Origin of the sequence: Hymenobacter sp. GOD-10R (genome assembly GCF_035609205.1) — a bacterium.
In the GTDB taxonomy this organism is placed as follows: Bacteria; Bacteroidota; Bacteroidia; order Cytophagales; family Hymenobacteraceae; genus Hymenobacter.
Window position 1 is genome coordinate 6,699,375 of record NZ_CP141184.1, and the last position, 25,879, is coordinate 6,725,253.

The following is a 25,879-nucleotide window of genomic DNA, read 5'->3' on the forward strand; positions in this document are numbered from 1 at the left end:
TGGTCAACCTACCTTTGACTGCCCAACATTTGATTTTACTTTAACGCACCCCTTATGCTTGGCTTAGAGCCTCATGTGCTGCTGTTGCTGCTAGCCTGTTTGCTGGCAGCCTGCGCCTTCGAATTTGTCAACGGCTTTCACGACACGGCCAACGCCGTAGCGACGGTCATTTACACCAACACCCTCCGGCCCTGGGTAGCCGTTATCTGGTCGGCCTTCTGGAATTTTATCGGCGTGTTTGCCGGTGGTATCGGGGTTGCGATGGGCATCGTGTACCTGTTGCCCGTCGAGAGCCTCGTCGACCAGAACGTGTACCACGGCATTGCCATGGTTGGGGCGCTCATTGTGGCGGCCATCATCTGGAACGTGGGTACGTGGTACTACGGCCTGCCATCGTCTAGCTCCCACGCCCTCATTGGATCTATTTTAGGAGTGGGCATTGCCTTTTCCTTCCTGCCCGACTCCCGCGGAGCAGCCGTGAATTGGGGCAAAGCCGGCGAAACAGGCCTAGCCCTGCTCATCAGCCCAATCTTCGGTTTCTCGCTCACCATTGTAATGATGTTTTTGCTCAAACGCTTCGTGCGTAGCAAAGCCATCTTTAAGGAGCCCCACAAGCGCAAGCCCCCACCCCTCTGGATTCGCCTGATCCTGATTGTGACGTGTACGCTGGTAAGCTTCTTCCATGGTTCCAACGACGGACAGAAGGGCGTAGGCTTGGTCATGCTGATCCTGATTGGTATCGTGCCCACTTTCTATGCGCTCAACAAGGACCTAAACCCCCTTGATATGCGCGAGTCGCTGACCAAGGTGGAACAGGTACTGGGAAAAGTAAACGCCGCGGGCTTAAGCGAAGCCGACCAGAAGCTGCTAGCTGAATCACGGGCCCAAACAGCCGACCTCGACCGCATCTTTGCCGGTAAAACCAGCGTGAATGATTTGCCCCAAAACGCTCGCTTCGAGATTCGCCGCGACATTCTGCTGCTCAACAACCGTGCGTCTAAGCTGGTAGCCAGCAAGCAACTGCCCATCAGCACCGTCGACCGCGAGCAATACGATACGGCCATCAAGAACATGCGCACCTTCACCGACTACGCGCCCAAGTGGGTGCTGATTATCGTGTCGATATCGCTGGGCCTAGGTACCATGATCGGCTGGCAGCGCATCGTGAAAACTATCGGGGAGCGGATCGGTAAAGAGCACCTCACCTACGCGCAAGGTGCCTCTTCCGAACTGGTAGCGGCCAGCATGATTGGGGTGACCACGGCGTTCGGCCTGCCCACCAGCACCACGCACGTATTATCATCGGCCATCGCCGGCTCCATGGTCGCCAACCGGGGCATCAAGAACTTGAATCCGCAGATGGTGCGCAACATCGCTCTAGCTTGGGTTCTCACGCTACCCGTGACAATGTTCTTAGCAGGCGGTATCTTTTTACTGTTCCGCGCTATCCTGTAAGCCGCTGAGCTTCCTTGGAATAGCAACAAAAAAGCCACTCCTATAGGAGTGGCTTTTTTGTTGCTCAATTACTAAAATGTTACGCAGGCATGAATTCTGATTTTATATTAATCCTAGAATTCATTTGCAAAAACCAAGTAACAATGGTGAGTTATCCACTTATCCACAGCCTAAAACGACTGTTTTGTGGATAACTACCTGACTAGCTCGGCCATTGCACTTCTAGGTCATCGTTGATGAAGACACCAAAGTTGACAAACTGAAGCTCGTCTTCATCAAAGTAAAGGTCAATCATTTCCTTTTCGTAGGAGAGGCGTACTTCGCCGGTATCCATCTTTTCTATTTCGCTGGTTTCGTGGCCATGCTGGCGCATTAGGTTCTGAATTTCCTGCTGCGACTTGCCATGAATCAGCTCGCCATAGAGACGCATCTCGGGATGGTCGGTTTCGATGCAGCTCAGGCGGTAGTCGTCTTCACGGTCGAAGTAGAGCGAGTATCCTTCGTCGAGGTAGTTCCAGGCTTGGTGCTCGAATTCATCGTCGTCGTCTGATTCTTCGACTTCTTCCGGCTCGCCCATGAGGGCACGTACGTCGTCCATGGAAGCACCAAAGCGGAGTGAGCCCATGCCGGTGCCCAGCACGATTTCGGCATCGGAGGTACCAGATGGTTTGATTTGGGGCGTTTGCATAATGGTAAGCAACTAGTGAATGCTAGGTTAAAGGTAGGTATTCATGGGTCAGCGGCCGTACTGGGCCTCGAAAGAAGCCCGCTGCTGCACGTAGTCGGGGTGGTGCTTGGCCTCGTCCCACTTCAGCTTGAAGATGGCAGCAGCGGCCGCTTTATCCGGATCTTCCGGTGCGCGGGGTAGCTCGGCTCGACCGTGGGCACCGCTTTGGCCTTTCTTGTCAGCCGGCACGGGCCCATCGTACTTCTTGCCGCCACGATGATTAGCGTAGCGTCTCGCTCGCGTGAAGCCCATCTGCAGGAACTTGCGTGCCATATCGGCGCCGATGAAGTCATTGGCCTGGAGGTAGGCGAGAAACAACGTGTAGATATGCTCCGACGATTCACGGGCCACTTCGGGCGTGCGGAATCGCCAATGCGGCAGTATTTCCGATTTATACGGCTCGACAAGTAACACGCCCTGCTCGCCTTTGCCCACCCGGTAAAGCTCTGGGTGCTGCCGAAAGTCGACGGTGTGGAAATCTAGGTCGTAGTTGAACGGCATACAGACGCGAGGGTGGTGTCTGGTATGTATACGCCACTAGCCGGTTGAGTAGCTAGTTTCCACAAAGTTTTCCACAGAAGCCTATGTGGAAAAGTGGATAACTCTACAGTCAATTGGTTAATGCTTAGCTTTTTAGTTGCTCTCCGATGGCTTTTAGCTCAAACCCGCTAGTGGAAGGTTTACTTATCCACTTTTCCACACGATATAGGTTGATAAAGGCCCTTTTTCAATAGGCTAGCTTATTGGCTGTGCAGATGGGTTCCGCGCAGAAGAGCCGCAAAGGGCGCAGTGTGTGGATAATACTGTGAGTTCGGCGCACGGCTGTGTACTTGACTGTCGAGCTAGGCCGACGCTTGAAGTATTCTTTTCCGGATTGCGCTACGCTTGGTTTAGTGTTGTGCACTGCTCCGTGTCACAACATGAAGCCTAGCTTTTTCAAAAATGCGAAAGGCAGGTTCAATTCACTTTTCCACACCGTTAATAACTTTTGAAAAAATCTTTTTTAAATAAATCTTTTTAATCCCCTGTCATTAGGGGTGTGCATAAGTGGATAAAAAATAAACGTTATCCACAGCGGGGAAAACTTGTGTACAAGTTCGACTTTATGCACCGTCTATCAACAGGGTGTGTGGATAATAAATTGTTTATTATTAGCGGTTTATATGAATTATTAACAATCCACAGAGTTATCCACTAATCCACAATCCACAGGAAATGCACAGTGTGGATTAGGTCCTTTTTCCCACGAAGTTTTCCACGCTTATCCACAAGTGAAATTGACTGTGCTGGATTTGTGAACAACAAAAAAACTTATCCGCTTTTTCTCCACCAGTTATCCCCACATTTCCCCAACGTTATCCACAGTTTACGCTTTGTGTGCATTCGTAAGTGGAAAACTATGTGGAATACGTGTGGAAACAGCCCTAGCTAATCGGGAGTGCACCTTTTAATGTGGATAAGCTTGCGTGCTGCTCAACCGCCTATGAAGTTTCGGGCGAAAACTGGCGCGGCGTATCCCAGCAGCTATTGATGACTATCACCGCGCTCTGCCGTGCTTTTGCCATCCTAGTAGCAAGGTAATGGACAACGTAGTGGAGGCATAACCGGTGCCTTGGACTTAGGTGAACAGCTTCAGGGGCAACATCAGGTATTGAGAGTATAATAGAAAGGACAACAGAGTAACGCAACAGGCTCCGCCCTATGAAAGAGGGCTGGTAGCATCCATAATTTGTAGCATACAAACCGGAATTTGGATAGCTCGGCCAGCAGCCTAGCTCCGGACCTTTGTATTGCACACTCAAGGGCAGTGAAGCGACTACCTGCTAAGACAGGGGCTCACGCCTTACTTCTAGTTTACTCCATGAACAACGTATTGTCCACAGAACCTACCTTTTTGTTAGGAGGTGATTTTCCCGTAAACAGGCTCGGCTTTGGCGCGATGCGTACCCCTGGCCCAGGTCTCTGGGGCCCACCGGCCGATCGGCCAGCTATGCTCGCGCTGCTACGGCGGGTGGTAGAGCTCGGCGTAACCTTTATTGATACGGCCGATATGTATGGTCCCTTCGTGTCGGAAGAGCTGCTAGCCGAAGCGCTACACCCCTACGCGGCTGGGGTGGTTATCGGCACGAAAGGTGGCTGCGTGCGCTTCGCTCCTGGTGTAGATGGCGTACTGCTGGATGGCACGCCGCAGCACCTGCACGATGCCCTCACCGGTAGCTTGCGCCGCCTCAAGCTAGAGCGCATCGACCTCTACCAGCTGCACCGCATTGATCCGAGGGTGCCCTCTGAGCGCACCTTTGCCTTCTTGGCCGATGCCCAACGCCAGGGCTTGGTACGGCACCTAGGTTTGTCGGAAGTATCTGTCGACGACATCAAGCTGGCTCAGCAGCACTTTCCGGTAGTCTCAGTCCAGAACCGCTACAGCCTATTCGATCGGGCAGCGGAACCCGTGCTGACGTATTGCCGTGAACAGGGCATTGCCTTTATTCCATGGTTTCCCATCGGCGGAGGGCAGGTGCAGGAAACCGAACTGGTGCAGCAAGTAGCCGCGCGGCACCAGGTTTCGGTGCGGCAGCTCGCTTTGAGCTGGCTATTACACCACGCACCAAACATTCTGCCCATCCCCGGCACTACCAGCATCGCGCACCTGGAAGAGAACATGCGGGCAGCCTCCGTGCAACTGACTGCGCAGGATATGCAAGATTTAGAGACGCTCCGCTAGGCATTCGTCAACGAATAAGCTGTTCGCGACAAGCCAGTAGCGGTTGGTTTTTGTTTTGCTTACAAGAAATTGTAGCAGAACGAAAGCTGGCTGCTACTGACTAGTCGCGAACAGCTTATTCCTTCTTCGTAGCTTCCTCTCGCACTCATGAGACCTTCCGTGGCCCGCTTCGCCGTCCTGAACACGGTAGCCGACTTTACGCAGCATTACGGCTTTGCCCCGCCCAGTCACCCGCTCCTGACGGTAATTGACCTAGCGCAGTATCCGATACCCGAGTTATTCGCCGAACCTGCTCTGCGCCACCTCTACCTGGTCGTCTTGAAGCGGCACTTCCATGGGCAGCTTCCCTATGGGCAGCAGGTGTACGACTATCGACAAGGAGAGCTAGGTTTTTACGCGCCCGGCCAGCCCGTACAGTTTTGCCCCACTGACGGTGCTCCCGCGCCAGCAACGGCGCAGGGCTGGATGGTGGTGTTTCACCCCGACTTACTGGCTCGCCGCCCGGCTGGTCCTTTTCCGGGTAGCTACCCATTTTTCGCGTACCGGGTGCAGCAAGCCCTAGCCCTGTCGGCTACTGAGGAACAGTTGCTGAACTATACCGTCCAGGGGTTGCGACAGGAAAGCGAGCAGCCTATTGATGCTTTCAGCCAGGAGTTGCTGAGTACGCAACTCGACGTACTGCTGCAATATGCCAGTCGGGCTTACCACCGGCAATTCCCCGTACAGCCAGCTAATGGGCCCGACTTGCTGAGCCGCTTCGAAGCTTTGCTGGCCACCTACCTAGATGGTGCTGCCGAGCAGCCCCTGCCCACCGTGCAGCACTTTGCCGACGCCCTGCACGTATCGCCTGCCCACCTGGGCGACGTGCTGCGCACGCATACCGGGCAGAATGCGCAGCAGCATCTGCACGCTGCCCTCCTCGAAAAAGCCAAGCACCTGCTGCTAGGTACTTCCTGGAGCATTCGCGAAATCGCTTTTTCGCTGGGCTTCGAGAATCCTTCGTACTTCAGCCGCTTGTTCAAGCAGAAAATGGGCCTTACGCCTGCCGAGTTTAGACAGTCTGCTTACCTAGGTATTCCGGCAGTGGATGTTGAGAAATATGACTAGCTCTAAAAGCAAGAACCTCATCCAGCAGCCTGCTTGTAGCGAGGATGGCGGATGAGGTTCGGGAGGGATACCTAGCTTTCAGGTTAGAATTTTAATTTAATGTCCTCTTGCTCCCAATTGGCACGTACGGGAGCAAGAGGAAGGCCTGTATAAAAATAAACAGGCTCTGCGGGTATCTTCAGGTTTGGGTCGCCGGCGCTCCATTTACCATCGCCGTTGAGATCCACGAGTACACGCAGGCGGTAGGCACCCGGAGCTAGGTTGTCGAAACGGAAGGTGCCTTTCGGATTGTTCAGCACCGCAATGGGCTGAAATTCGTTGTTGATAACTTGAAGCTGAAACTTCGGATACTTCGTCTCGATGGTGCCGGAAAGAGTACCCGTATTCGACTGCTCAGTGATGCGCAGACGGATGGGTTTGAGCCGTAGCGGCCGATCCGTGACGGATGCAAGCACGGTACTATCCAGCCGAATCGTGACGGTATTCTTCGCCTTCGTATTAAGCGTAATCGTGAGCTGCTCACGCTCTGTGTTGAGTACAGCATCGGTGGGAATACGCAAGGAGCGCTGTTTGGTGGAGTCTTCTACGAGCGTGGCGAAAGGCTTGTCCGAGAGAAGACGAATAGGATCCGCGAACTGAATGCGCAATTGCCCCTGGGCATTTATTTCTTTGGGGTTGCCTTCTACGGTGTAGGCCGCGCCGCGCCGAGGTGGTGGCGTGCCCGGAAAGCGTACATTGATGGTATCGCGCGAGTTGTTGCCCACGCTGTCGGTGGCGGCTAGCACATAGCGGCCTTCCGTCAGCACGTTGGTGCGGTATAGGTTTACCGTGCGGCCTCGTTCGGCGAGTTGCACGGCGTCGTTTAGGGCTGAGTTGGGCGCAGTAGAAGCAGCGAGCGGAGCTAGGTTGACTTGCGTCACACCCTCGTTGAACCCAATTTTAAATTGCACCGGGCCGGGCGTCTGACTTACTACCAGCGGCTTGCGCGCATCGGGGCGGGTCAGCACCAGCGGGATAGAGTCAAGGCCTGCTTTCACCGTAATAAGGTCGGGCAGGTAGGCAATCTTCTCGCCCTCGTTGTAGCGGTTGTTTTGGTTTTTATCGGCCAGCGCAAACAAGCGGTAATTACCTTCCTTGATGTAGCGAAACGAGTAAGTGCCTTTCTTGTCGGTGTGGGTGAGGTAGTAAGGCCGGCCCCGCCGGATGTTAGCAGTGTCTTGCTGCGGGTACAGCATGACGGCCACATCGGGTACCACTCTGGCCGTGAGCAGATCCGTCACGCGTCCATCCACCCGCCCCGAGTCCAGCTCGGCGCCCGTGCTGAAGGCCACGATGGGATTAAGCACGACGTTACTCTCCGTAATGTCCGTGATGGCATTCCCGAAGTTGAAGGAATAGGTTGTATTCTTTGCTAGTGGCTTCTCGTAGGTCAGGGTGATGGCTGTGCGCTCTTGCTTAATCTTATAGCGGTTGGAATCAGAAATAACTGGCGCTACTACCAAGTTTTTCTGCAGATCCTTTAGCTGTACCGTTTCCGAAAACTCCAGCCGGATCGACTGGTTCGTTACGTTACGGGCGCCATTGGCCGGTATGCTTCTGGTCATCTTTGGCGGCTCTTTGTCGCGCGGCCCACCCTGGGGTGAGCTAATGGCGGCGCAGCCAGTGAGCAGCATCGACCCAAAAAGTACAGACAACAGATGACGAAGGAACATGCAAGAAGTACTAGAAGCGCGTGGGTAGGCGCCCGACGTTAAAAGAAGTTGATTGTGAACGAATGCAGCCGCCAAATTAGCATAAGCTCCGCCGCTCCTAGCCCCTCCCCTACCCTACTGCTTGCGCTTAGCGACATAGGTTAGGCTCGAATAATTGCCGTCGCGCCGCGCCGCTTGCAGGTTCGACTGGTAGCCCGTGCGCAACACCGTCAGGATTCCTTCACCCCGCTCGGCGCGGTTTTTTTCGCTGAGCATGCTCACGTAGTACGCGTCTAGCGTCATGGGCAGGGTTTCTTGCACCTGCATTTTGTGCTTTTTGAGCAGTTGCGCGAGGGTTTTGGGGCTGAAATGGTACAGATGCCGGGGTACATCGTAAGCCGCCCAATCTTGGCGGTAATGCTGGGCATCGGGGCTGTCGACGTTAGGCACGGCGATGATGAGCGTACCTTCGGGCTTCAACAAACTAATGAGCTGGCGCAAGGTATCATTCAGGTCGTGAACGTGTTCCAGGACGTGCCAGAGCGTAATAGCATCGAAGGAACCCGCCTCGAAAGGACCTAGGTTGTCAGCTTCAATAGGTTTGCCGACGCGCTTCGTTGCTTCGGCGCGGGCGCGGGGGCTAGGTTCTAGGCCCTGCACCTGCCAGCCGTTGGCTTTGCAGGCGGCCAAAAAGTGCCCGGTGCCACAGCCATAATCTAGCACTTTGCCTTTGCGCGCTGCTACTTTGTTGAGCAAGGCTACTTTGCGCCGCATCGTGAAAAAGCGCGCTACTTTGTACGCCTGGTTGATAAGCCCCGCCGCCGCGCTGTTGTGCGATACGTACTCGTCCGACTCGTAATAGCGCCCAATGCTAACGGCATCTGGCCGCGGGTTGGTAAACTGAAAACCGCACGCAGTGCACTGCACAATGGCAAAGCTTTCTTTGCTAACTGACTTATCTTCCACTACCAACTTGTTGCGGAAATCGGTTTTTCCGCACACAGGGCACTTTTCGAGACGCTCGTAAGACACAAAAGAGAATGTTGAATGCTAAATGTTGAATGCTGGATAGTAAGTGCCGGATGTTAAGTATTGAATGAAAAGCTAGGTCCAATGACAGCTCATCATTCAATAGTTAACATCTAGCACTTACTATCCAGCCCTCAACATTACTTGCCAAGGTACACCATCAGTACCGAAATATCGGCTGGCGACACACCGCTGATGCGGGCAGCCTGGCCAATGGTTTCGGGCTGTACGCGTAGTAGCTTCTCGCGGGCTTCGTGCGACAGAGCCGGCATCTGCTTGTAGTCGAGGCGGCCTTGAATAACGAAGTTTTCTAGCTCGGTGAGGCGCGCGGCTTGTTGATGTTCCTTCTGAATGTAGGTTTCGTACTTGATGGTAATAACCGCCTGCTCCAAGCTGTCCGCCAAATACGGCGCGAGCTCCAGCGCCATCGTTGGCAGGGTACGCGTGAGGTCGGCCAGCTCTATGTTGGGGCGACGCAGCAAGTTAATGGCGCGGGTTTTCTCGCTGATAGTAGCCGAACCTAGCTCCTCTAGCAAGCCGTTGATTTCGGCTGGCTCCACCGTTTTGTTTTTGAGGTACTCCAGCACGTCGGCAGTTTCGCTTTCTTTTTGGCGTACCAGTTCCATGCGCTCTTCCGAAGCTAGGCCCAGGGCGTAGCCAAGCGGCGTGAGACGCAAGTCGGCGTTGTCTTGGCGAAGCAGGATGCGGTGCTCGGCGCGGCTCGTGAACATGCGGTACGGCTCGTCGGTGCCCTTGTTCACCAAGTCGTCGATGAGCACACCGATGTAAGCCTCGCTCCTCTTCAGGATGAAAGGCTCCTTGCCGTGCACGCGGTTATGGGCATTGATGCCCGCCATGAGGCCCTGGCAAGCGGCTTCTTCATAGCCCGTCGTACCGTTGATCTGGCCAGCGAAGTACAGGTTCTTAATACGCTTGGTTTCGAGCGTCAGGCTGAGCTGCGTCGGCGGGAAGAAGTCGTACTCAATGGCGTAGCCAGGCCGGAACATCTTCGCCTTCTCGAAACCGGCAATTTTGCGCAAAGCGCGGTATTGTACGTCTTCGGGTAGCGAAGAGCTAAAGCCGTTCACGTATACTTCTACGGTGCTCCAACCTTCGGGCTCCACGAAAATCTGGTGGCGGTCCTTATCGGCAAAGCGGTTGATTTTGTCTTCCACCGACGGGCAGTAGCGCGGGCCTAGGCCTTTGATGCGGCCTTGGAACATAGGCGATTTCTCAAAACCCTCGCGCAGGATTTCGTGCACCTCCGAGTTGGTGTAGGTGATATAGCACGGCCGCTGTTTCACCAACGCAGGCGTGTTCAGGTAGCTGAATTTGCTAGGTACCTCGTCGCCGGGCTGCTCCTCCATTTTTGAGTAGTCTAGGCTACGGCCATCCACGCGGGGCGGCGTACCGGTCTTCATGCGGCCGGCTTCAAAACCTAGCTCCTTTAGCTGCTCCGTAATGCCCGTGCTGCCTCGTTCGGCCGCCCGACCACCGCCGAAGTTCTTCTCGCCGATGTGAATCAAGCCGTTCAGGAAAGTGCCGTTGGTAAGCACGACGGACTTACCCCGAAACTCGATGCCGAGCTGGGTACGCACACCGACGACGGTATCGTTCTCCACGACCAAACCCATCACAGCTTCCTGCCAGAAGTCTACGTTCAGTGTTTGCTCCAGCGTCAGGCGCCATTCTTCGGCAAAGCGCATCCGGTCGCTCTGAGCACGCGGGCTCCACATAGCTGGTCCTTTCGAGCGGTTCAGCATGCGGAACTGAATCATGGTCTTGTCAGTCACGATGCCGCTTTGCCCACCCAGCGCATCTACTTCGCGCAGGATCTGGCCTTTGGCCACGCCACCCATCGCCGGGTTGCACGACATCTGGGCGATGGTGTTCATATTCATCGTAACCAGCAGCACCTTAGAGCCTAGGTTGGCAGCGGCCGCAGCCGCTTCGCAACCAGCGTGGCCGGCACCTACTACAATGACATCGTATTCTTCTTGCTGAAACATAGCGGGATGCTGTAGCGCGAAGCTCCAGCTTCGCGTATCGTTGAACTTAGCTAACGATTGTTGTTGAAGATAAACACCATAAGTGGTTCTAGTCGTTCAACGATGCACGAAGCTGGAGCTTCGCACTACATACGTTTTACCGAGGCTAGCCTGCCTGCTGCATCAAAACAGAAAACGCCCGCGTTTCGGCGGGCGTTTGGATTATAAGTAAGCCTTAAAAGCTTGACGCAACACGTTCAAAACGTGCGCAAAGATAAGCAGTCGTCTGCTCTTTTACGCATGGCTATTTGGCTCCGTAAATTCCTGTTGGCGCCGCAAAGCAGGCGGCGTGAGCTAGTCACCAGCAGAAGCTAGGTCGTCGCTGTCTGCTTCCTCATTTTGCCAACCAGCCATCAACTCCGCCGACTGCCGCGCTACTTCGGGCCAGGAAAACGGTAACCAGTACCGATTGACACAATCGAAAACCTCCGTTGCCTCTCGGCAGGCAAACAGCTTGTAGTCGAACTTAGGGTAATCGTGCACCAAATAGCCAGGGTAATAATAATCCAGCTGTTGGCTCAAGGCATACTCAATTTTCAGCAGCATCAGGTACTTGCCCAAGCTATGACGACGGTAAGCTGGGTCATAGAAGTTCATAATGCCTGCCAGCGTGCGTCGCCCACTATCGAAAATCCCGCCGGCAATAAGCCGTGCCCCATCCCGAACTTCGATGATGCTGGTAGTGAATATGTTTTGCTTCGCGCCATCAAATAAAAACGACTCAATGGTGCTCGGCGCATCGAAGTTGGTGGAGGCACGGTAATGCGCGTACAATGCTTCGTATTCTTCTGTAAGCTGGAAGGGCCGGATGCTAACGACAAATGGCTGGTTCAGGCGAAATAAGCGCCGTTGTTCTGCCCCAAACTGCACCTGCGGTAGCACTAAGCGTAACCAGTGCACCGTGTATAACTCACCCTCGACGGGTAAAAACTGGCAGGTAAATAAATCCTGCTGCATGCGGTAATAGCCCTGGCCGAGGTAATGGTCTAAGGCATCGCCCCAAAGCACCGGATACTGCGGAATAGCAGACATGAAGAAAGAGGAAAGTTTTTAGCACTAAGAACACCGTTTTTTGAGCCAGCCCAGCTAGGTTCCTTTCGAAGCGCAGGAGAAATTCTAACACAGACGGACAAACTAGTAGAACGAATGTAGCGCGAAGCTCCCGCTTCGCGTCTCGTTGAACGTCGCATCTGCTATGACCTAGGTTTAGCCAACGAGTATCGTTCAACAAGGTGCGAAGCGGAAGATTCGCACTACATACCACTCAGATTACTTAGGTCGAGCTCCTGCACGAAAAACGCCCACCGAAAAGGCGGGCGTTTTTAATATTCAGAACCTAGTAAGGCTAAAAAGCGCGCAACGACAAGCAGTCGTCTTCTTTTTTGCGCATGGCCGTTTGGCTCAGTAAATCTTTGTCGGCGTAGCCTAGTAAGTGCAGTACGCCATGAATCATTACCCGGTGCAATTCATCGTGAAACGAGACACCAAGCTGCTGGGCATTCTCACGTACCCGCTCCACGCTGATGAAGATGTCACCTTCTATTACATCCGACGTGTCGGCGTTATCGAAGGTGATAACATCAGTGTAGGTATCATGATCGAGGTATTCCACGTTCACCCGGTGCAGATACTCGTCGGAGCAGAAAATATAGGTCAGCTGCACGATTTCGTGTTCGTGCACTTCTGAAACCCGTTCAATCCACGAGGTGAGTTCCTCCGCATCGGCTAGCTCAAAGTCCACGTCTTCCACGAGGAACTCGATACCGTGCAACTCGTGCGATTCTTCGGGGAGGCCAGGGTTCATTTCTCCTTCGGTTCCGGGTGGATGCGAGTTCATGCGTTGGCGTGATCTGAAGAGGTAGATGGCTCAGAAGTAGAAGCCTCGGCCGTTTCGGCGGTAGGTTGCGTGAGGTAAAACGTGAGCGACACCTGACGACCATCGTTGTTGAACTCCACTTCGTCGGCTAGGTGCCGAATTAGGAAGATGCCGCGACCACCAGGGTTTTCCAGGTTTTCGGGGGCCGTGGGGTCGATCAGATTGGTGTAGTCGAAACCTTCGCCTTCGTCTTCAACCTCAAACCGCACCCGATCCTTCTCAACGTACAGCGACAAGTTTACGTGCTTGTCCTTGTCGAACTTGTTGCCGTGGCGAATGGCATTGTTCACAGCCTCCGTCACGGCGACCATGATGTTGCCATAAATGTCATCCTCAATGTGAAAAGTATCCTTCGAGTTGTCGATGAAACTTTCTACTACGCGGATGTTCTCAACAAGCGATGGAACCTGAATTTTGACCTGCTTCATAAAGATAATAGAGGGGCGAGGGCGGTAAAAGTAGCAGAAGGCTATTTCATTTTTTGAAAATATTCGCTCACCTCCCGCTGGTAATACGGGGTAAGTGCCGGGGGTACTGTGCGTAGCAGCTCTGTCTGCCGTTCTTTCGCTTGTTTGTACTTGTTGAAAGCAGGCGGAAAAACCGGCGGCAAATTCTTAGCAGTCTGCGCTTCACGCTTGTCATCCTGGTCTCGCTCGCGGGCCGATTTCTCAGCTTCGAGCAAGCGAGTCATGATTTGGCGTTGACGCATGATGGTCTGCTCCGTCAGCCGCTTGTTTACGAGGTCGGTTTCGGTTTGTTCCATCATTTTTCTAATATCTCCAATGCCGCCCATTCCATCTTGGCCTTTGCCGTCTTTATTCATGCCTTTTTGCTGACCTTTCTGACCCTGCTGCATCTTTTCGAGCTGACCCATAGCGTCGCGTAGCATCTGTTGTTGACCAGCTAATTTGGCTAGCTCTTCGCTGAGCGCCCGACCCGATTTGCCACTTTGCTGTAACTGCTGAATCTGCTGGTTAAGCTGCTGCTGCATCTTACCTAGCTGCCCTTCGCCGGCGGCACTGCCTCTCTTCTTCTTTTTGCCCGATTTGCCACCGCCTTGCTGCTGAGCTTGCTGGGCGTCGCGCTGGGCTTGTTGCATATCCTTCAGGGCATCGTTGAGCATGAGGGCTAGGTTGTTCATGCTGGTCATGGCGAGCTGCTCGCTGTTGGTTGCCCGGCCCACGTTGCGCTGGCGGATGTAATTCAGCGACTCGTTCATACGGCCGTTCATCTCCCCTACTTCGCGCGTTACGAAGCTCTGAATCTGTGGTACCTTCTTGGCCAAGGCATAGAGCGAATCTTGAATAACAGCCGCGTCGTCCTTGAGCTTGCGTTGGGTCTGGCCTAGCTGCACAAAGCGCGGGTCGGTCTGGTCAACCTGGCGGAACTGCTTCATGAGGCTTTCCTGGTCGAAGCTGAGGGTAAGCAGATTTTCCAGAATGTCGCGCAGGTTATCGATGTTCTGCTGCTGCTGGTCGCTTTCTTCCTGATCCTGCTGCTCGCGCATCTGCTGGGCCATTTTCTGCATCTGCTGGGCAGCGTTGCGTTGGCTCTGGCTAGCTTTCTGGTTCTGGTTTTTGGAAAGCTGCTCCTGGCTCTCCTGCATTTCCTGGTCAACCTGCTCCTGCTGGTCCTTCATCTCGTCGGCGCCATTTTCACCGTCGAGCTGCTGGTCCATCTTCTTTAGGTCTTCCAGTTCCTTCTTTACTTCCTCAAACTCCTGTTGCTTTTCGGCCTGCTGCTGCTTCAGCTCTTGTTGCTTTTGCTGCTGGTCAGCCTTCGAGCTGTTCTTCTGGTCTTTATTTTCTTGGTTACTCTTGTCCTGATTGCCTTTGTCGTTCTTTTCGCCAGGCATATCACCTTTGTCCGACTTGTTCTTGTCGTCGGCTTTATCCTTGTTTTTATCAGCTGTCGACTTGTCGTTCTTGTCCGACTTATTGTTTTTATCGGCCTGTTCGGTTTGCTCAGCTAGCTTTTCTTGCTCCTTCGCTAGCTCTTCCAGCTTTTGCGTGGCGGCTTCCTGCTTCTGCTCAAATTGCAGCTGCTTGAACATTTCCAGCGCCCGATCCAGCTCTTTCTGCAGGGTGTTTTCCTTGTTTTCGAGCTTTTGCAATAGCTGCTGCATCTCCATCTGGTTCGCATCCTTCTGGTTTTCCAGCAGCTTCTGTAGCTCTTCGTATAGCTTCTTCGTCTCCGGGTCGAGCAATGATTCCATCAGCTTTTGCAGCTCCTGAGCCTTCTCCGCTAGCTCCTGGTTCTTGGGGTTGAGCTGATCCTGCTGCTGGGTCATCTGCTCAAACATCTTCTTCATGTCCGCCATCTGCTGGTCGAACTGCTGCTTTTCGTTGAGCATGTCTTGCAGCTGCTTGCGGTCTTGGAAGCTCAGGTCACGCTTGGTCTTGAGCTTGTCTTCCGACTTAGCTAGCTCGCGCTCCAGCTGCTTCGACTGCTGTGAGGCACGGCTCAGCTGGTTCTGCACCGACTGCGACTGAGCATTCAGCTGCTTCTGCATTTCGTTGCGGCTCGGCAGGCGGAATTCTGCCGAACGGGTGCGGGCACTCTTAGGGCCGTGCACACCGTCATTGTCCCACACTTCCACAAAGTACTCTAAGCGGCTGCCTGGCTGCAGGTTGAGCGGCCGCAAATCCCACTGATACGCATAACTCTGCGTTGGGCCGCTTTGGAGCGGTAGCGCTTTGGCTTTGTAAGCAGCGTTCGGGTTTTGTGTGGAGGTAACGCGATAGCGCAACTCCAAACGCGACAGGCCATAATCGTCGCGTACAGAGCCACCTAGCGCTAGGTAGTTACGCGAGGTGGTGTCGGCAAATGCTTCTACCGTCACCTCCGGCACCTGATCAGGAATGGCGGTGAGCTGATACAGAATCGGGTCCCGGTTGAGGCTAGCGGTATTTTGCAGTCGCACGGCGTATTCTTGGCTGCGCATCACGCGGCGCGTAGCCTGAAACTGGTCGTTGGCTTCGGTAGCCGTTACGGTCTCATCCGGGCTTTTGAAAAGTAATTGCAGCTGATCGGTAGCAGTAGTAGCAAATTCCCAACGCACCGTGCTGCCCTCGGGCACCGTTAGGTTACCAGTGTTGCGGATGGTTTCGGCTGGTTTTCCAATGTACGTTGGGTACGTCACGTGAACGGCAAAATCACGCAGGTTCGGCCGCTCGCGCACGGCTAGGTTATAGTCATCAGAAGTAAAGCCCGCCGCCGACAGCTGAAACTCCGTATCGCGCTGCAACTGCTTGAACTCGTAGCTGTAGCGGTTCCCGCTTTCCTTCGTAAGGTGCCGCTCACGGCCACCGTAGAGAATGCTGATTTCATTCGGCAACGCCTCGCCTTGCACCGCCACTTCCAGCTTGAAATCTTCGCCGCGGAAAGCTTTGAGATCTTTGTTCGCAACAACAAAATGGAAAGGCGCTGGCGGAGAGTAAGCCCGCCGGTAGTTCAGAATTCGCTCAGTACCCTGCACGAACAGAGCCGGGTATACCAGCAGCAGCAAGACAATAACACCCGCCGGCACGGCCACGTACTTCCACAGCGGCCGAGACTGATCCTTGATCTTGATTCCTTCGGCAAACTCCAGCCCCGTAAACTGCGCGGCGCGTTGCTCCAGGCTAGCAGCAATTAGAGCATTCTCACGAGCTTGACCTTGGAGCTGCAAGGCATTCAGGAGCTTATCCTGCACCTGCGGAAACAGCTCCCCCACCCGCTGGGCCGCTTGCTCATCGGTGAGCAAACGTCGCAAGTTCGTAAGGGCCGCCAGTGGCTGCCAGATCCAATGCACGAAAGCATAGACACCTAGCCCTAAAAAGCCAAATAGTAACCCGCCCCGAACCCATGTGGGCAGGTACAGAAAGTATTCGAGCAGATTAAAAACCACAAAAAGGGTAAGCAGTAAGCCGCCCGCTACCAGTGCGCCACGCACCAGCAGGTTGAGGTAAAACTTACGCTTAAAGGCATCCAGCTGGCCTAGCACCTGTTGCAGGGCGGAGGATGCGGTAGTTGTCTGAGAAGTTGTAGCAGCCACGGGTTCTTTCTCCACCAGCATGAAAACAGCCCACTAGCAGGCTATAGCAAGATACGTTTTATCTGGAAGGTGCGCCAAGTGTTTGTTTGGCTGTGAGTATAACTACGGCTCGGCTGGAAAAAGTGCCGAGTAAAACGGCGGCCCTTGGTTTCGCTGTCATCCGGAGCTAGCAAAGGACCTTTGTCACGTGAAAACAAATCGTTGTTACACGGCTCATCCTCATGTGAGAAGGTCCTTTGCCAGCTCCAAATGACAGAAGAAGTTGATTACAGCTTCACCCAAGCCGGGCAATGGTCCGAATGCACGGCATCCGGTAATAAGCCGGCGTCGGCAATCCTAGGTTTCAGTGCGTTATCTACCAACAAATGATCTAGCCGCCACCCTACGTTCCGCTTGCGGGCACCGGCCCGGAAAGTCCACCACGAGTAATGACCGGTAGCATCGCCGTGCTGATGACGGAAGGAATCTGTGAAACCATCCTGCATAAAGTCAGCGAACCACTGACGCTCTTCGGGCGTGAAGCCGGGGCTGTTCTGATTGGCTTTGGGGTTGTGCAAGTCGATGTCCGTTTGGCAGCAGTTGTAGTCGCCAGCAATAACAAGCGGCGGCACGCTAGCTTTTAGCTGCGCCACATACCGGCGGAAAAAGTGCAGCCAAGCCACCTTGAACGTCTGACGCTCAGGGCCGCTGGTACCGGAAGGCATGTACACGTTCAGCACCGAAACATCATCAAAGTCCAACCGCAGAACGCGGCCTTCGCTGTCGTAATCGGCCGTGCCGCAGCCAATTTCCACAGCGTTCGGCTTCTGCTTCGTGAAGGTGGCCACGCCACTATACCCGGGTTTTTCCGCCGGATGCAGATACGCGTGATACCCTAGCTCCTCAAATCCAGAAACATCGAGCGGCTCCCGGCCAGCTTTAATTTCCTGTAAGCAAAGTACGTCGGGGTCGGCTTGTTTCACCCAGTCCAATAAGCCTTTGCTCAGTGCCGAGCGCAGTCCGTTGACGTTGTAAGAAATAATTTTCAAGAGGCTTGATTGCTAAACAGTAGAGTGGCTAAATAGCTGATTATTCTAGAACCTAGGTCTGAAGAATAGCCATTTTTCCACTCAGCCAGTCAACTAATTAATCGTTATCAATTGTGTCAAAGTACTCCAGGATATGCCACTTCAGCATGCGCTCCTGCTCTTTCAAATTAGCGAAAGGCACCGGCCGAACCAGCTTGTAGTGTGGCCAACCATCCTCATCGATATTCTCCAACTCGTAGTGGCCCGAGATACTGAAAAGCCGGCAAGTCGCAATGTGCATCAGGTCCTGCTTCTGCTCCTTCGTGAACGGTCCCGCGCCCTGACCTAGCTCCTGCACGCCGATGAGCAAAAGCAAAGCGTTCAGATCCGGCTTCTTACCGAAGCGGGCGCGCATCTCGTTCATGAGCTGCCACCAACGCGCTTCAAACTCAGCTTCGGTTTCCTGCGGGTCTAAGCTCATGCTTCGTGCGAGTGAGGAGCCGTGGGCGTAACGGCCTCGACTTTCAGTTCCTCCCAGTACTCCACCGCGCGGCGGAAGTGCGGAATCACGATGCTGCCGCCGATGAGGTTAGCAATGGCAAACACCTCATAAATTTCTTCATCTGTGAGATTTTGCTCGTGGCACTTACCTAGGTGATACTTGATGCAGTCGTCGCAGCGGAGCACCATGGAGCAGGCTAGGCCGAGCATCTCCTTGGTTTTTATGTCCAAAGCGCCTTCCTGGTAAGCGTTAGTGTCAAGGTTGAAAAAGCGCTTAATGACTTTATTATCAGCCGCCATGATCTTCTCGTTCATGCGGGCGCGGTAATCGTTGAATTCGGTAACTAAGCTCATTGGGTGAGGTAGTAAATGTGGGTTGGAATACAGCAAAGCTTGGCTAGATAATGGCTTTGCGAATACAAAGGTTTAGAAAGTATCGATAATTAAGCACCTAGCCCACTTGTCCCCTTGCACGCAAAGCAAGGACTGATTGCATAACTGCTGGATAACGGCTGCTATAACTCACTATCTTACTACATGCTACTGCGCAGGGCACTATCCGATTTCGTTGGTCTGATTTTCCCGCAGGTGTGCCTAGCTTGTGAGGAGCCGCTGGCTCGTGGCGAAGAACACTTGTGCACCTTGTGCCGCGCACAACTGCCTTACACCGATTACCATAAACTACCCGCAAACGATAACCCGTTGGCTCGTCGCTTCTGGGGGAAATTGCCAATGCGCCACGCACTGAGCTATGTGCGTTTTTTGCGCCGTGGCCGCGTGCAGCACTTGTTGCACCAGCTAAAGTATCAGGGCCAGCGCGACATTGGAATCATGCTAGGTCGTTGGTATGGTGCGGAATTGACCGAGTGCAGCCTAGCTGCCGATTTCGACCTTATTGTGCCCGTACCACTGCACCCGCGTAAGCTCGCCAAACGCGGCTATAATCAGTCCGATACGTTCGCCGAAGGCTTGTCCCTGGGTATGACTGTGCCGTGGAGTGCTACCGCCTTGTGTCGCACCGAGCATACCGATTCACAAACCCGTAAAAACCGTACGGAGCGCTGGCAAAACGTAGCGGAAGTGTTCGAAGTAGCGGAGCCGCTCTCCGTTCTCGGCAAGCGCATCTTGGTGGTCGATGATGTCCTGACTACGGGAGCTACCCTGGAAGCTTGCGCCGCTGCCTTGCTAGCGGCTGGTGCTGCAGAGGTGAGTGTAGCCACCATTGCCTGCGCGGAACACTAACGCTGCCTAACGCACTTCAAAGTCGATAGCATACGTTTGCGGGTACCTGCCCTACCACTTCGTTGTTCTGCACAATATCGATGGTCGTTGTGAAGGCTGTACGATATTTCCCAACAGGCAATAGTTGCTGCTGATTATGACCACAGAAGAAACCAACGGTTGGAATGGTCTTGTCGTCCGCCCACAAGATTTCGTTTGTCAAGGTGCTATTCGCTAGCAGCAGATTAGCACCCTGGTAGGTGCAGAAAATGCCTTGGTATGGTACCCCTAAAGAGGTAGCTGCATTGTCGTTTTTATCGCGCTGATACACCTCGCAGAAGTGCTCCGTATTGAAGATAGGGTTTCTCAACGCAATATCTTGGCCTGATTTGTTGCGGAGCTGAAAGCTGAAAATAACGTTGTCGCCGGCTGCGAATACTGTCGTCTCCTGCCGTCTTTCATTCAGCAATATGAAGCGCGCTGTTAGCTGGTCTTGCGGTTTCGCTTCTTCCTTTCCACAACCAGAGACTAGCAGGGAAGTAGTCAAACTAACGAGTAGCAGCACTTTGCGCATTATAGTAGTAGCCTAGGGTAATGTTCTCCTTTATAGAGTTCTAGTTAACCCTATCGGGTTGCATAGACAACAAAAAAGCCCGAACCATCTGGTCCGGGCTTTTTTGTTGAAGTGAGGCTAGCTTACTTGTTCGAGCCAGCGTTGATCATCGCGCAGCGGAAGCCGATAGTAGCCGTAGCCGAGTCTTCTGCCATGAAGCGGCGCGTACCAGGCGAGAGCCAATACGCTACGTCGCGCCAAGAACCGCCTTTGTACACCCGTACGTGGTCGTCGATGAGCGACTGGTAACCTTTCTTGTCGTACTTCTCAGCGGGGTCGAGGAAGCCGTTACGACGGAAGGGGTTCAGGTCTTCCACATCTTCGAACGACAGCGGACGGTAGATGTCCTGTACCCATTCGTTTACGTTGCCCGCCATGTTGTACAGGCCGTAGTCGTTAGGTGGGTAGTTGTAGATGTACTCCGTGATCATAGCGCCGTCGTTCAGCGAACCTGCGATACCGGCGTAGTCACCACGGCCGCGCTTGAAGTTAGCTAGGAACTGGCCCATTTTCTGACCGTAGGAATTCCGCACTTGGCGACCATCCCAAGGGTAAATGCGCTTGTTCTCTTGGTTCTCGTTGCCAGTCTCCTGGGTGCCGATAAGAGCTTGTGCTGCATATTCCCATTCTGCCTCGGTGGGCAGACGATAGTTTGGTAGGGTGTTACCGTTTTCGATCGAAATCTTTGGTTTGCCCGAGTCGTCGGTGCCTTCAGCAGCTTCGCCGCCACCGTCACCACCTTTTTTCTTTTTCTTGAAGAGGCCACCGCCACCCCCGCCGCTGCCGCTTTCATCCGCGTTGCCGGCTAGGGTTTCGTTTACCTTGCTCGTACGCCACGTGCAGTAGTCGTTAGCTTGGAGCCAGCTTACGCCTACTACTGGGAAGTAGCGGAAGCCGGGGTAACGTAGGTAGTAATCAACGTAAGGATCGTTGAACGACAGCTCGCGGGCCCATACCGTCGTGTCGGGCAGTGCCGACTGGTAGAACTCTTCCGAAGAGTCTTTGCGAACGAAGTGGAGATACTCGAGCCAGTGAATGTTGGCAACTTCGGCTTCGTCCATGTAGAACGAGGCGATGGTAACCGTACGCTCTAGGTTGTCGTGGGTCATAGCCACGTCTTCCTCAGCAGAGCCGAGCACGGTACGACCACCTTCAATAAACACGAGACCTGGACCTTCAGGAATGCCTTTGTAATCAGCAACCTTCATACCTTCCTCGGTATTGTATTCCATGCCCGTGGTGGAACTATACTTACCGGGCTTCGTGGCTGTTGGCGGACCGTGTTTGCAAGATGCCAGCGCAAAGGCTCCGACAACAGCATACTGCAAGTACTTGGAAAAATTCATGATCGAGTTGAAACTACCTGAGAGAAAAGGTTTTATATAAGGCAATTGCGTACAATATTACAACAAACTAAAAGGCCGGACAAGGAATGACGGGGTAATTCCGCCGTTTCAGCCGGCGCCATGCAGCTTCAAGCATATCGAAGTTGCGCACGGCTAAGGAAATCTCGTGAGCCCCCCCGTAATCGGCGCTAAACTGACTCAGGCTAACGTCATAGCTATAACCGAGCCGAAATGCGCCGAAGCTCAACCCTGCTACGGTGGTTAGCACTTGTTGGGGGTGGTTTGCACCCGGTAAAGGTAAGCCACGGTACACAACTCCGAGCGTTAGAGGGGTCACAGTACCGTATAATCCTACTTCCGCGCGTTGCGAACCACCTTGGGTGGCATAATTCACAACCGGCGAAAGGCTAATTTCACGGTACTCTTGCTTAACGGTCGATTTCAAAAAATAATATTTGTACCCCGCATTAATATTCAAGCGAATAGGCAAGGTGGTCTGCGTCGCGAAACCTAGGTCGGGTTGGTTGAGGTGATGTCCGGCCACCCCTAGCCAGAACTGATCGGAGTACAGCAGTACCCCCGTACCTACGGTGAAGTAGCTGGTAGGTTTGTAATCAAAAGCCTCCGATGATTGGTTTAAAACGAGGCCATCATCCGAAAGTTGGTCGCCAAACACGAGGTTAGCGTAGCTGATGCGCTGGTTACCATAGCTCAGATTGATACCACCACTCAAGCTTAAGCCTTCGGTTAGGCGCGTGTGATACGCGTACACGCCACCCGCTTGGAAACGCGTGTAGCCAATGCTGCCCGTGCGGTCATAATCGATGAGTAGACCAACGGAACTGCGCTGGGTGGGAAATCGGTAATCGGCGGCAAGTTGGCCAGTTTGGAAAGAACCAGCTAGGGTCGGAAACTGATTGCGGTAGTTGAAGGTGACCCCATAATCATCGAGCAGGCCCGCAAAAGCCGGATTGGTGTGGAGGCGGGAAGCAAAAGGTTGAGCAAAGTATAGATCCTGCGCCGTAGCAGTGGCGCAAAAGCCGGCACTAAGTCCTACTGTTAACGCAGTTGCAGCTAGCTTCTGCCCAGCTAAGCGCCGCTGCTGTGTTAGAAAAGAAAGGCAATATCCGCGCATAACCAGACCTTTTAACGCGTTAGCTAGTTGGTTTCGTACAAAGCACCGAACAAAAGCCGGAACTATAATGCTTATTTCCATTGCTTGAATTGTAGCAGCCGAGTTCGGAACGTTTTATGTGGTGCCGCAAAAAGAAAGCTTACGGGCAATTTGCACCCCGTGCTTAGCGTAGCATGACACATTACGAGCAGGCGCTTAGCTTGCAACCCCGAACGCCCTTGCGGACTCTGTGCTGAACTTTTCTGTTGACTGCGGCGCAAGCTCCGAATGAGTAGAGCATTCCGCGGCATAAACTTCTTTTCTATGCGTAAATTTTTTGTTGGTCTCGTAATCTTTCTGGTCCTGCTGGTCGCAGCGCTGGCCTTGGCGCCGGTGTTGTTTAAGGACAAAATCCACCAGGCAATAGACAAGCAGATCGCCGAACGCGTGAATGCCAAGGTGGAGTACAACCCGAGCAATATCGACCTGAGTTTGCTGCGTGATTTCCCAAACCTAGCTCTGAGCGTGAAAGAGCTGCGTATCATCGGCAAAGATTCTTTTGCTCGTGACACGCTCGCCTACTTGCCGGCCTTCCGTCTCGGTATGGACCTGATGAGCGTGGTACGGGGCGAACAGATCAAAATCAAATCGATTGAGCTTGATGAGCCCGATATCAGCATTAAAGTGCTGAAGAGTGGCCGCGCCAACTGGGACATTTTTTTGTCTGACTCCACCATGGCGGAGCAAGGCAAGGATACGACCGCTAACAACATGAGCCTAGCTATCAAGGGCTGGGAGATTAAGAACGGCAAGCTGCGCTACGAGGACCTGAGCATCCCGTTTGCGATGCGCGCCGCGAATGTGAACCATACCGGTTCTGGCGACTTCGAGCAAGACGTGTTCGATATGACCTCCAAAACCACGGCCGACAACTTCACGATGAACTACGCCGGTGTGGATTACCTCTCGAAAACCAAGCTCGATGCCGACGTAACGATGTCGATGAACCTAGCGAAGATGTTGTTCACCTTCAAGGATAACAACGTGCGGGTAAATGACTTCCCGGCTAGCTTCGCTGGCACCATTGCGATGCCAGGCAAGGCCATGGATTTTGATCTGAAGTTCAAGGCACTCGAAACTGACTTCAAGAACATTCTGAGCCTAGTGCCAGGCGTGTTTACCGAGAAGTTTAAGAACATCGAGACGAGCGGCAAAATGGCCTTTGATGGCTACTTCAAGGGTACGATGGATGACGTGCGCATGCCCGGCTACGGCGTGAACTTGCAAGTGAAAAACGGCATGTTCAAGTATCCTGACCTACCGCAAGCGGCTCGCAACATCAACGTAGATATGATGGTGGATAACCCTTCGGGTTTCACCAACAACGTGAAGGTCAACGTGAAGCAATTTCACTTGGACCTAGGTAAGAACCCCATCGATGGCAACGTTGCCATCGATGGTCTGGAGCCAATGAACGTGAATGGCCGCGTGAAAGCCAACGTAGACCTAGCCGAAATGATGAAGGTGTACCCGGTGCAAGACCTACTTTTGCGCGGTTTGTTGTTCGTAGATGCTACGGCCAAAGGCACTTATTCAAAGACGCAGATGCCGGTGGTGAATGCAGCCATGCGCCTGACCAACGGCTACGTGAAGAGCAAGCAGTTTCCGGCCCCGATTGAAAATTTAACCTTAAACGGCACGGTGGTGAACACCACTGGTCAGGTGAATGATACCCGCATCGACATTCCGCAGTTCCGAATGCTACTGGATGGCGAGCCTCTGGAAGGCCGCGTGGCTGCTCAGAACATCGACAAGCCGGTATTCGATGCAGACGTAAAAGGGGTAATTGACCTAACCAAGATCACCAAGATCTTCCCGCTAGAGGGCATGACGGTGACTGGTCGTCTTAGTGGTAACGTGGCCGCTAAGGGGAAGATGGCCGATATTGAAGCCGGTCGTTATCAGAGTGTAGTAGCATCGGGCACGGTAAACGCGCAGAATGTGACCTACAAGAGCACTGACCTGCCCCAAGGCATGAAGGTGACGAAAGCCACGGCTACCTTCAACAACGATAAGATTGTGCTGCAAAACATGACCGGCTTTGTAGGCTCGTCGGATATTGCAGCGAACGGTACCATCAGCAACTATATGGGCTATCTGTTCACGCCTGGCCAACCCCTCCGCGGCAACTTGACGGTGAACAGCAACCGCTTCAATGTGAACGAGTGGATGGTCGATGAGGTATCGGCTAAGCCGACGACTACCGCTGCTAGCAAAGCGCCTGCGAAAGCCGAAGGCGTGCTGGAAATTCCGAAGTACTTCGACCTGACGCTGAACAGCAATGTGAACCAGGTGGTATACGACAACCTGAACCTGAGCAACGTGAAAGGGATAGTGACGGTACGCGACCAGACGGCTACGCTCAGCAACCTGAATTTTAATACCCTAGGTGGTGCTTTTGCTACCAACGGTAGCTACAGCAGCAAGGACCTAGCTCACCCCAAGTTCAACTTTGGCCTGAACATCAAGGATCTGAACTTCCAGAACGCTTTCCAGGCTTTCAACTCCATTAAAACGCTGGTGCCGATGGCGGGGCTAGTGCAGGGTGTGTTCTCCACCAACTTCAACGTGAGCGGCGAGATGGGTCCGGATATGATGCCGAACTACAATACGCTCAATGGCAAAGGCTTATTCGAAATCGTGAAGGCGGCTGTTGGCAATTCGGAGGTGCTAAACAAAATCAGCAGCCTTACGCAGTTGCAGGAGTTGAAGAACTTTGCCGTAGCTAATAAAGACGTGTCGGCGGAGATTGTGAACGGCAACTTCATTGTGAAGCCATTCGACCTGAATGTTGGGCAGATCAAAATGACTATCGGCGGCTCCAACTCAGTAGCGGGTGCTCTGGCTTACGTGACGGCGCTGAACGTACCTACTGGGAAGCTAGGTAATCAACTCAATAGCAAGGTTTCGCAATTGGCAGGCGTATCGAACCTACAAGGTACTGACCGTGTGACCCTAGGTCTGAACATTGGTGGCACGGTGACAAATCCGCAGGTGAAGCTCACCACCAGCAGTGTGAAAGATCAGGCGAAAGCATTGGTAAGCAATGTTGTACAAGCTAAAGTAGATGACGCCAAGCTCAAGCTACAAGCTAGGGCCCAGGTAGCGCAGGATAGCGTTCAACGGGAGCTAGCGCGCAAGCAGCAGGAACTGCAAGCCAAAGCGCAAGCTGAAATCGAGAAGAAGCGCCTAGAATTGCAAGCCAAGGCAAAGGACAAGCTCAACGGTTTACTCTTCGGCAAACCTAAGAAGGCGGCTTCAACCAGCACAGCACCCGCTGCTTCGGATAGTGTTAAAACAGGAGAATAGTAATATTTGAATCTTTT

Annotated in this window: 20 protein-coding genes; 5 read left to right on the forward strand and 15 right to left on the reverse strand. The window is 53.4% G+C overall.

The features are described 5' to 3' along the window. Window positions 1-54: 54 nt before the first annotated feature. Window positions 55-1,455: an inorganic phosphate transporter gene (locus SD425_RS26370; protein WP_324673987.1), complete on the forward strand. Its 1,401-nt coding sequence runs from the start codon at window positions 55-57 to the stop codon at window positions 1,453-1,455. Window positions 1,456-1,657: 202 nt separating this feature from the next. Here SD425_RS26370 and SD425_RS26375 read toward each other — a convergent pair whose 3' ends face one another. Together SD425_RS26375 and SD425_RS26380 are read right to left on the reverse strand one after the other, a co-directional pair. Continuing rightward, a complete protein-coding gene (locus SD425_RS26375) occupies window positions 1,658-2,143 on the reverse strand; it encodes a hypothetical protein (protein ID WP_324673989.1) in 486 nt (161 codons plus the stop codon). A 48-nt stretch (window positions 2,144-2,191) separates the two neighbouring features. Further along, window positions 2,192-2,683 carry a DUF4385 domain-containing protein gene (locus tag SD425_RS26380; protein ID WP_324673991.1) on the reverse strand — a complete coding sequence of 164 codons (492 nt, stop codon included), beginning with the start codon at window positions 2,681-2,683 and terminating at the stop codon, window positions 2,192-2,194. A 1,360-nt stretch (window positions 2,684-4,043) separates the two neighbouring features. Between SD425_RS26380 and SD425_RS26385 the strand changes: the two genes are divergently transcribed. Then, window positions 4,044-4,904 carry an aldo/keto reductase gene (locus tag SD425_RS26385; RefSeq protein WP_324673993.1) on the forward strand — a complete coding sequence of 287 codons (861 nt, stop codon included), beginning with the start codon at window positions 4,044-4,046 and terminating at the stop codon, window positions 4,902-4,904. Between the two features lie 147 nt (window positions 4,905-5,051). After that, a complete protein-coding gene (locus tag SD425_RS26390; RefSeq protein ID WP_324673995.1) occupies window positions 5,052-6,011 on the forward strand; it encodes a helix-turn-helix domain-containing protein in 960 nt (319 codons plus the stop codon). Between the two features lie 83 nt (window positions 6,012-6,094). Here the strand turns inward: SD425_RS26390 and SD425_RS26395 are convergent, their stop codons facing one another. From SD425_RS26395 to SD425_RS26440, 10 genes are all read right to left on the reverse strand, one after another. After that, window positions 6,095-7,705, reverse strand: coding sequence for an Ig-like domain-containing protein (locus SD425_RS26395; protein ID WP_324673997.1), 1,611 nt, complete (start codon window positions 7,703-7,705; stop codon window positions 6,095-6,097). 132 nt (window positions 7,706-7,837) lie between these two features. Next, window positions 7,838-8,734 (reverse strand): methyltransferase domain-containing protein, encoded by an 897-nt coding sequence (locus tag SD425_RS26400; protein WP_324673999.1) that lies wholly within the window; start codon window positions 8,732-8,734, stop codon window positions 7,838-7,840. Window positions 8,735-8,871: 137 nt separating this feature from the next. Further along, window positions 8,872-10,740 carry a tRNA uridine-5-carboxymethylaminomethyl(34) synthesis enzyme MnmG gene (gene mnmG, locus SD425_RS26405; RefSeq protein ID WP_324674001.1) on the reverse strand — a complete coding sequence of 623 codons (1,869 nt, stop codon included), beginning with the start codon at window positions 10,738-10,740 and terminating at the stop codon, window positions 8,872-8,874. A gap of 333 nt (window positions 10,741-11,073) precedes the next feature. Then, entirely contained in the window at window positions 11,074-11,811 is a 738-nt protein-coding gene (locus SD425_RS26410) for a GNAT family N-acetyltransferase (RefSeq protein ID WP_324674004.1), read from the reverse strand. A gap of 313 nt (window positions 11,812-12,124) precedes the next feature. Continuing rightward, entirely contained in the window at window positions 12,125-12,616 is a 492-nt protein-coding gene (gene ybeY / locus SD425_RS26415; RefSeq protein ID WP_324674006.1) for an rRNA maturation RNase YbeY, read from the reverse strand. Further along, window positions 12,613-13,083 carry an ATP-binding protein gene (locus tag SD425_RS26420; protein ID WP_324674008.1) on the reverse strand — a complete coding sequence of 157 codons (471 nt, stop codon included), beginning with the start codon at window positions 13,081-13,083 and terminating at the stop codon, window positions 12,613-12,615. Before SD425_RS26420 ends, ybeY begins: the two co-directional genes overlap by 4 nt. A gap of 41 nt (window positions 13,084-13,124) precedes the next feature. After that, window positions 13,125-16,706, reverse strand: coding sequence for a DUF4175 family protein (locus SD425_RS26425; protein WP_324674010.1), 3,582 nt, complete (start codon window positions 16,704-16,706; stop codon window positions 13,125-13,127). A 251-nt stretch (window positions 16,707-16,957) separates the two neighbouring features. Then, window positions 16,958-17,719 (reverse strand): exodeoxyribonuclease III, encoded by a 762-nt coding sequence (locus tag SD425_RS26430; protein ID WP_324674012.1) that lies wholly within the window; start codon window positions 17,717-17,719, stop codon window positions 16,958-16,960. A gap of 97 nt (window positions 17,720-17,816) precedes the next feature. Further along, a complete protein-coding gene (locus SD425_RS26435) occupies window positions 17,817-18,179 on the reverse strand; it encodes a hypothetical protein (RefSeq protein WP_324674014.1) in 363 nt (120 codons plus the stop codon). Then, window positions 18,176-18,553, reverse strand: coding sequence for a carboxymuconolactone decarboxylase family protein (locus SD425_RS26440; RefSeq protein WP_324674016.1), 378 nt, complete (start codon window positions 18,551-18,553; stop codon window positions 18,176-18,178). The genes SD425_RS26435 and SD425_RS26440 overlap by 4 nt, the downstream gene beginning before the upstream one ends. 183 nt (window positions 18,554-18,736) lie before the next feature. Here SD425_RS26440 and SD425_RS26445 point away from each other — a divergent pair, with 183 nt between their 5' ends. Then, window positions 18,737-19,441: a ComF family protein gene (locus SD425_RS26445; protein ID WP_324674018.1), complete on the forward strand. Its 705-nt coding sequence runs from the start codon at window positions 18,737-18,739 to the stop codon at window positions 19,439-19,441. 16 nt (window positions 19,442-19,457) lie between these two features. Here SD425_RS26445 and SD425_RS26450 read toward each other — a convergent pair whose 3' ends face one another. From SD425_RS26450 to SD425_RS26460, 3 genes are all read right to left on the reverse strand, one after another. After that, entirely contained in the window at window positions 19,458-19,889 is a 432-nt protein-coding gene (locus SD425_RS26450) for a hypothetical protein (protein WP_324674020.1), read from the reverse strand. Between the two features lie 227 nt (window positions 19,890-20,116). After that, window positions 20,117-21,379: an SUMF1/EgtB/PvdO family nonheme iron enzyme gene (locus SD425_RS26455; RefSeq protein WP_324674022.1), complete on the reverse strand. Its 1,263-nt coding sequence runs from the start codon at window positions 21,377-21,379 to the stop codon at window positions 20,117-20,119. Between the two features lie 67 nt (window positions 21,380-21,446). Continuing rightward, complete coding sequence (locus SD425_RS26460; protein WP_324674025.1) at window positions 21,447-22,514, reverse strand: PorP/SprF family type IX secretion system membrane protein; 1,068 nt, start codon at window positions 22,512-22,514, stop codon at window positions 21,447-21,449. A 303-nt stretch (window positions 22,515-22,817) separates the two neighbouring features. On the opposite strand from SD425_RS26460, the gene SD425_RS26465 reads away from it, so the two are divergent. Beyond that, complete coding sequence (locus SD425_RS26465; RefSeq protein WP_324674027.1) at window positions 22,818-25,862, forward strand: AsmA-like C-terminal region-containing protein; 3,045 nt, start codon at window positions 22,818-22,820, stop codon at window positions 25,860-25,862. Window positions 25,863-25,879: the final 17 nt, after the last annotated feature.

Coding starts and splice junctions, on each gene's coding strand:
- SD425_RS26370 (WP_324673987.1), top strand. CDS start 55: ATGCTTGGCTTAGAGCCTCATGTGCTGCTGTTGCTGCTAGCCTGTTTG.
- SD425_RS26375 (WP_324673989.1), bottom strand. CDS start 2,143: ATGCAAACGCCCCAAATCAAACCATCTGGTACCTCCGATGCCGAAATC.
- SD425_RS26380 (WP_324673991.1), bottom strand. CDS start 2,683: ATGCCGTTCAACTACGACCTAGATTTCCACACCGTCGACTTTCGGCAG.
- SD425_RS26385 (WP_324673993.1), top strand. CDS start 4,044: ATGAACAACGTATTGTCCACAGAACCTACCTTTTTGTTAGGAGGTGAT.
- SD425_RS26390 (WP_324673995.1), top strand. CDS start 5,052: ATGAGACCTTCCGTGGCCCGCTTCGCCGTCCTGAACACGGTAGCCGAC.
- mnmG (WP_324674001.1), bottom strand. CDS start 10,740: ATGTTTCAGCAAGAAGAATACGATGTCATTGTAGTAGGTGCCGGCCAC.
- SD425_RS26410 (WP_324674004.1), bottom strand. CDS start 11,811: ATGTCTGCTATTCCGCAGTATCCGGTGCTTTGGGGCGATGCCTTAGAC.
- ybeY (WP_324674006.1), bottom strand. CDS start 12,616: ATGAACTCGCATCCACCCGGAACCGAAGGAGAAATGAACCCTGGCCTC.
- SD425_RS26420 (WP_324674008.1), bottom strand. CDS start 13,083: ATGAAGCAGGTCAAAATTCAGGTTCCATCGCTTGTTGAGAACATCCGC.
- SD425_RS26435 (WP_324674014.1), bottom strand. CDS start 18,179: ATGAGCTTAGACCCGCAGGAAACCGAAGCTGAGTTTGAAGCGCGTTGG.
- SD425_RS26440 (WP_324674016.1), bottom strand. CDS start 18,553: ATGAGCTTAGTTACCGAATTCAACGATTACCGCGCCCGCATGAACGAG.
- SD425_RS26445 (WP_324674018.1), top strand. CDS start 18,737: ATGCTACTGCGCAGGGCACTATCCGATTTCGTTGGTCTGATTTTCCCG.
- SD425_RS26455 (WP_324674022.1), bottom strand. CDS start 21,379: ATGAATTTTTCCAAGTACTTGCAGTATGCTGTTGTCGGAGCCTTTGCG.
- SD425_RS26460 (WP_324674025.1), bottom strand. CDS start 22,514: ATGCGCGGATATTGCCTTTCTTTTCTAACACAGCAGCGGCGCTTAGCT.
- SD425_RS26465 (WP_324674027.1), top strand. CDS start 22,818: ATGCGTAAATTTTTTGTTGGTCTCGTAATCTTTCTGGTCCTGCTGGTC.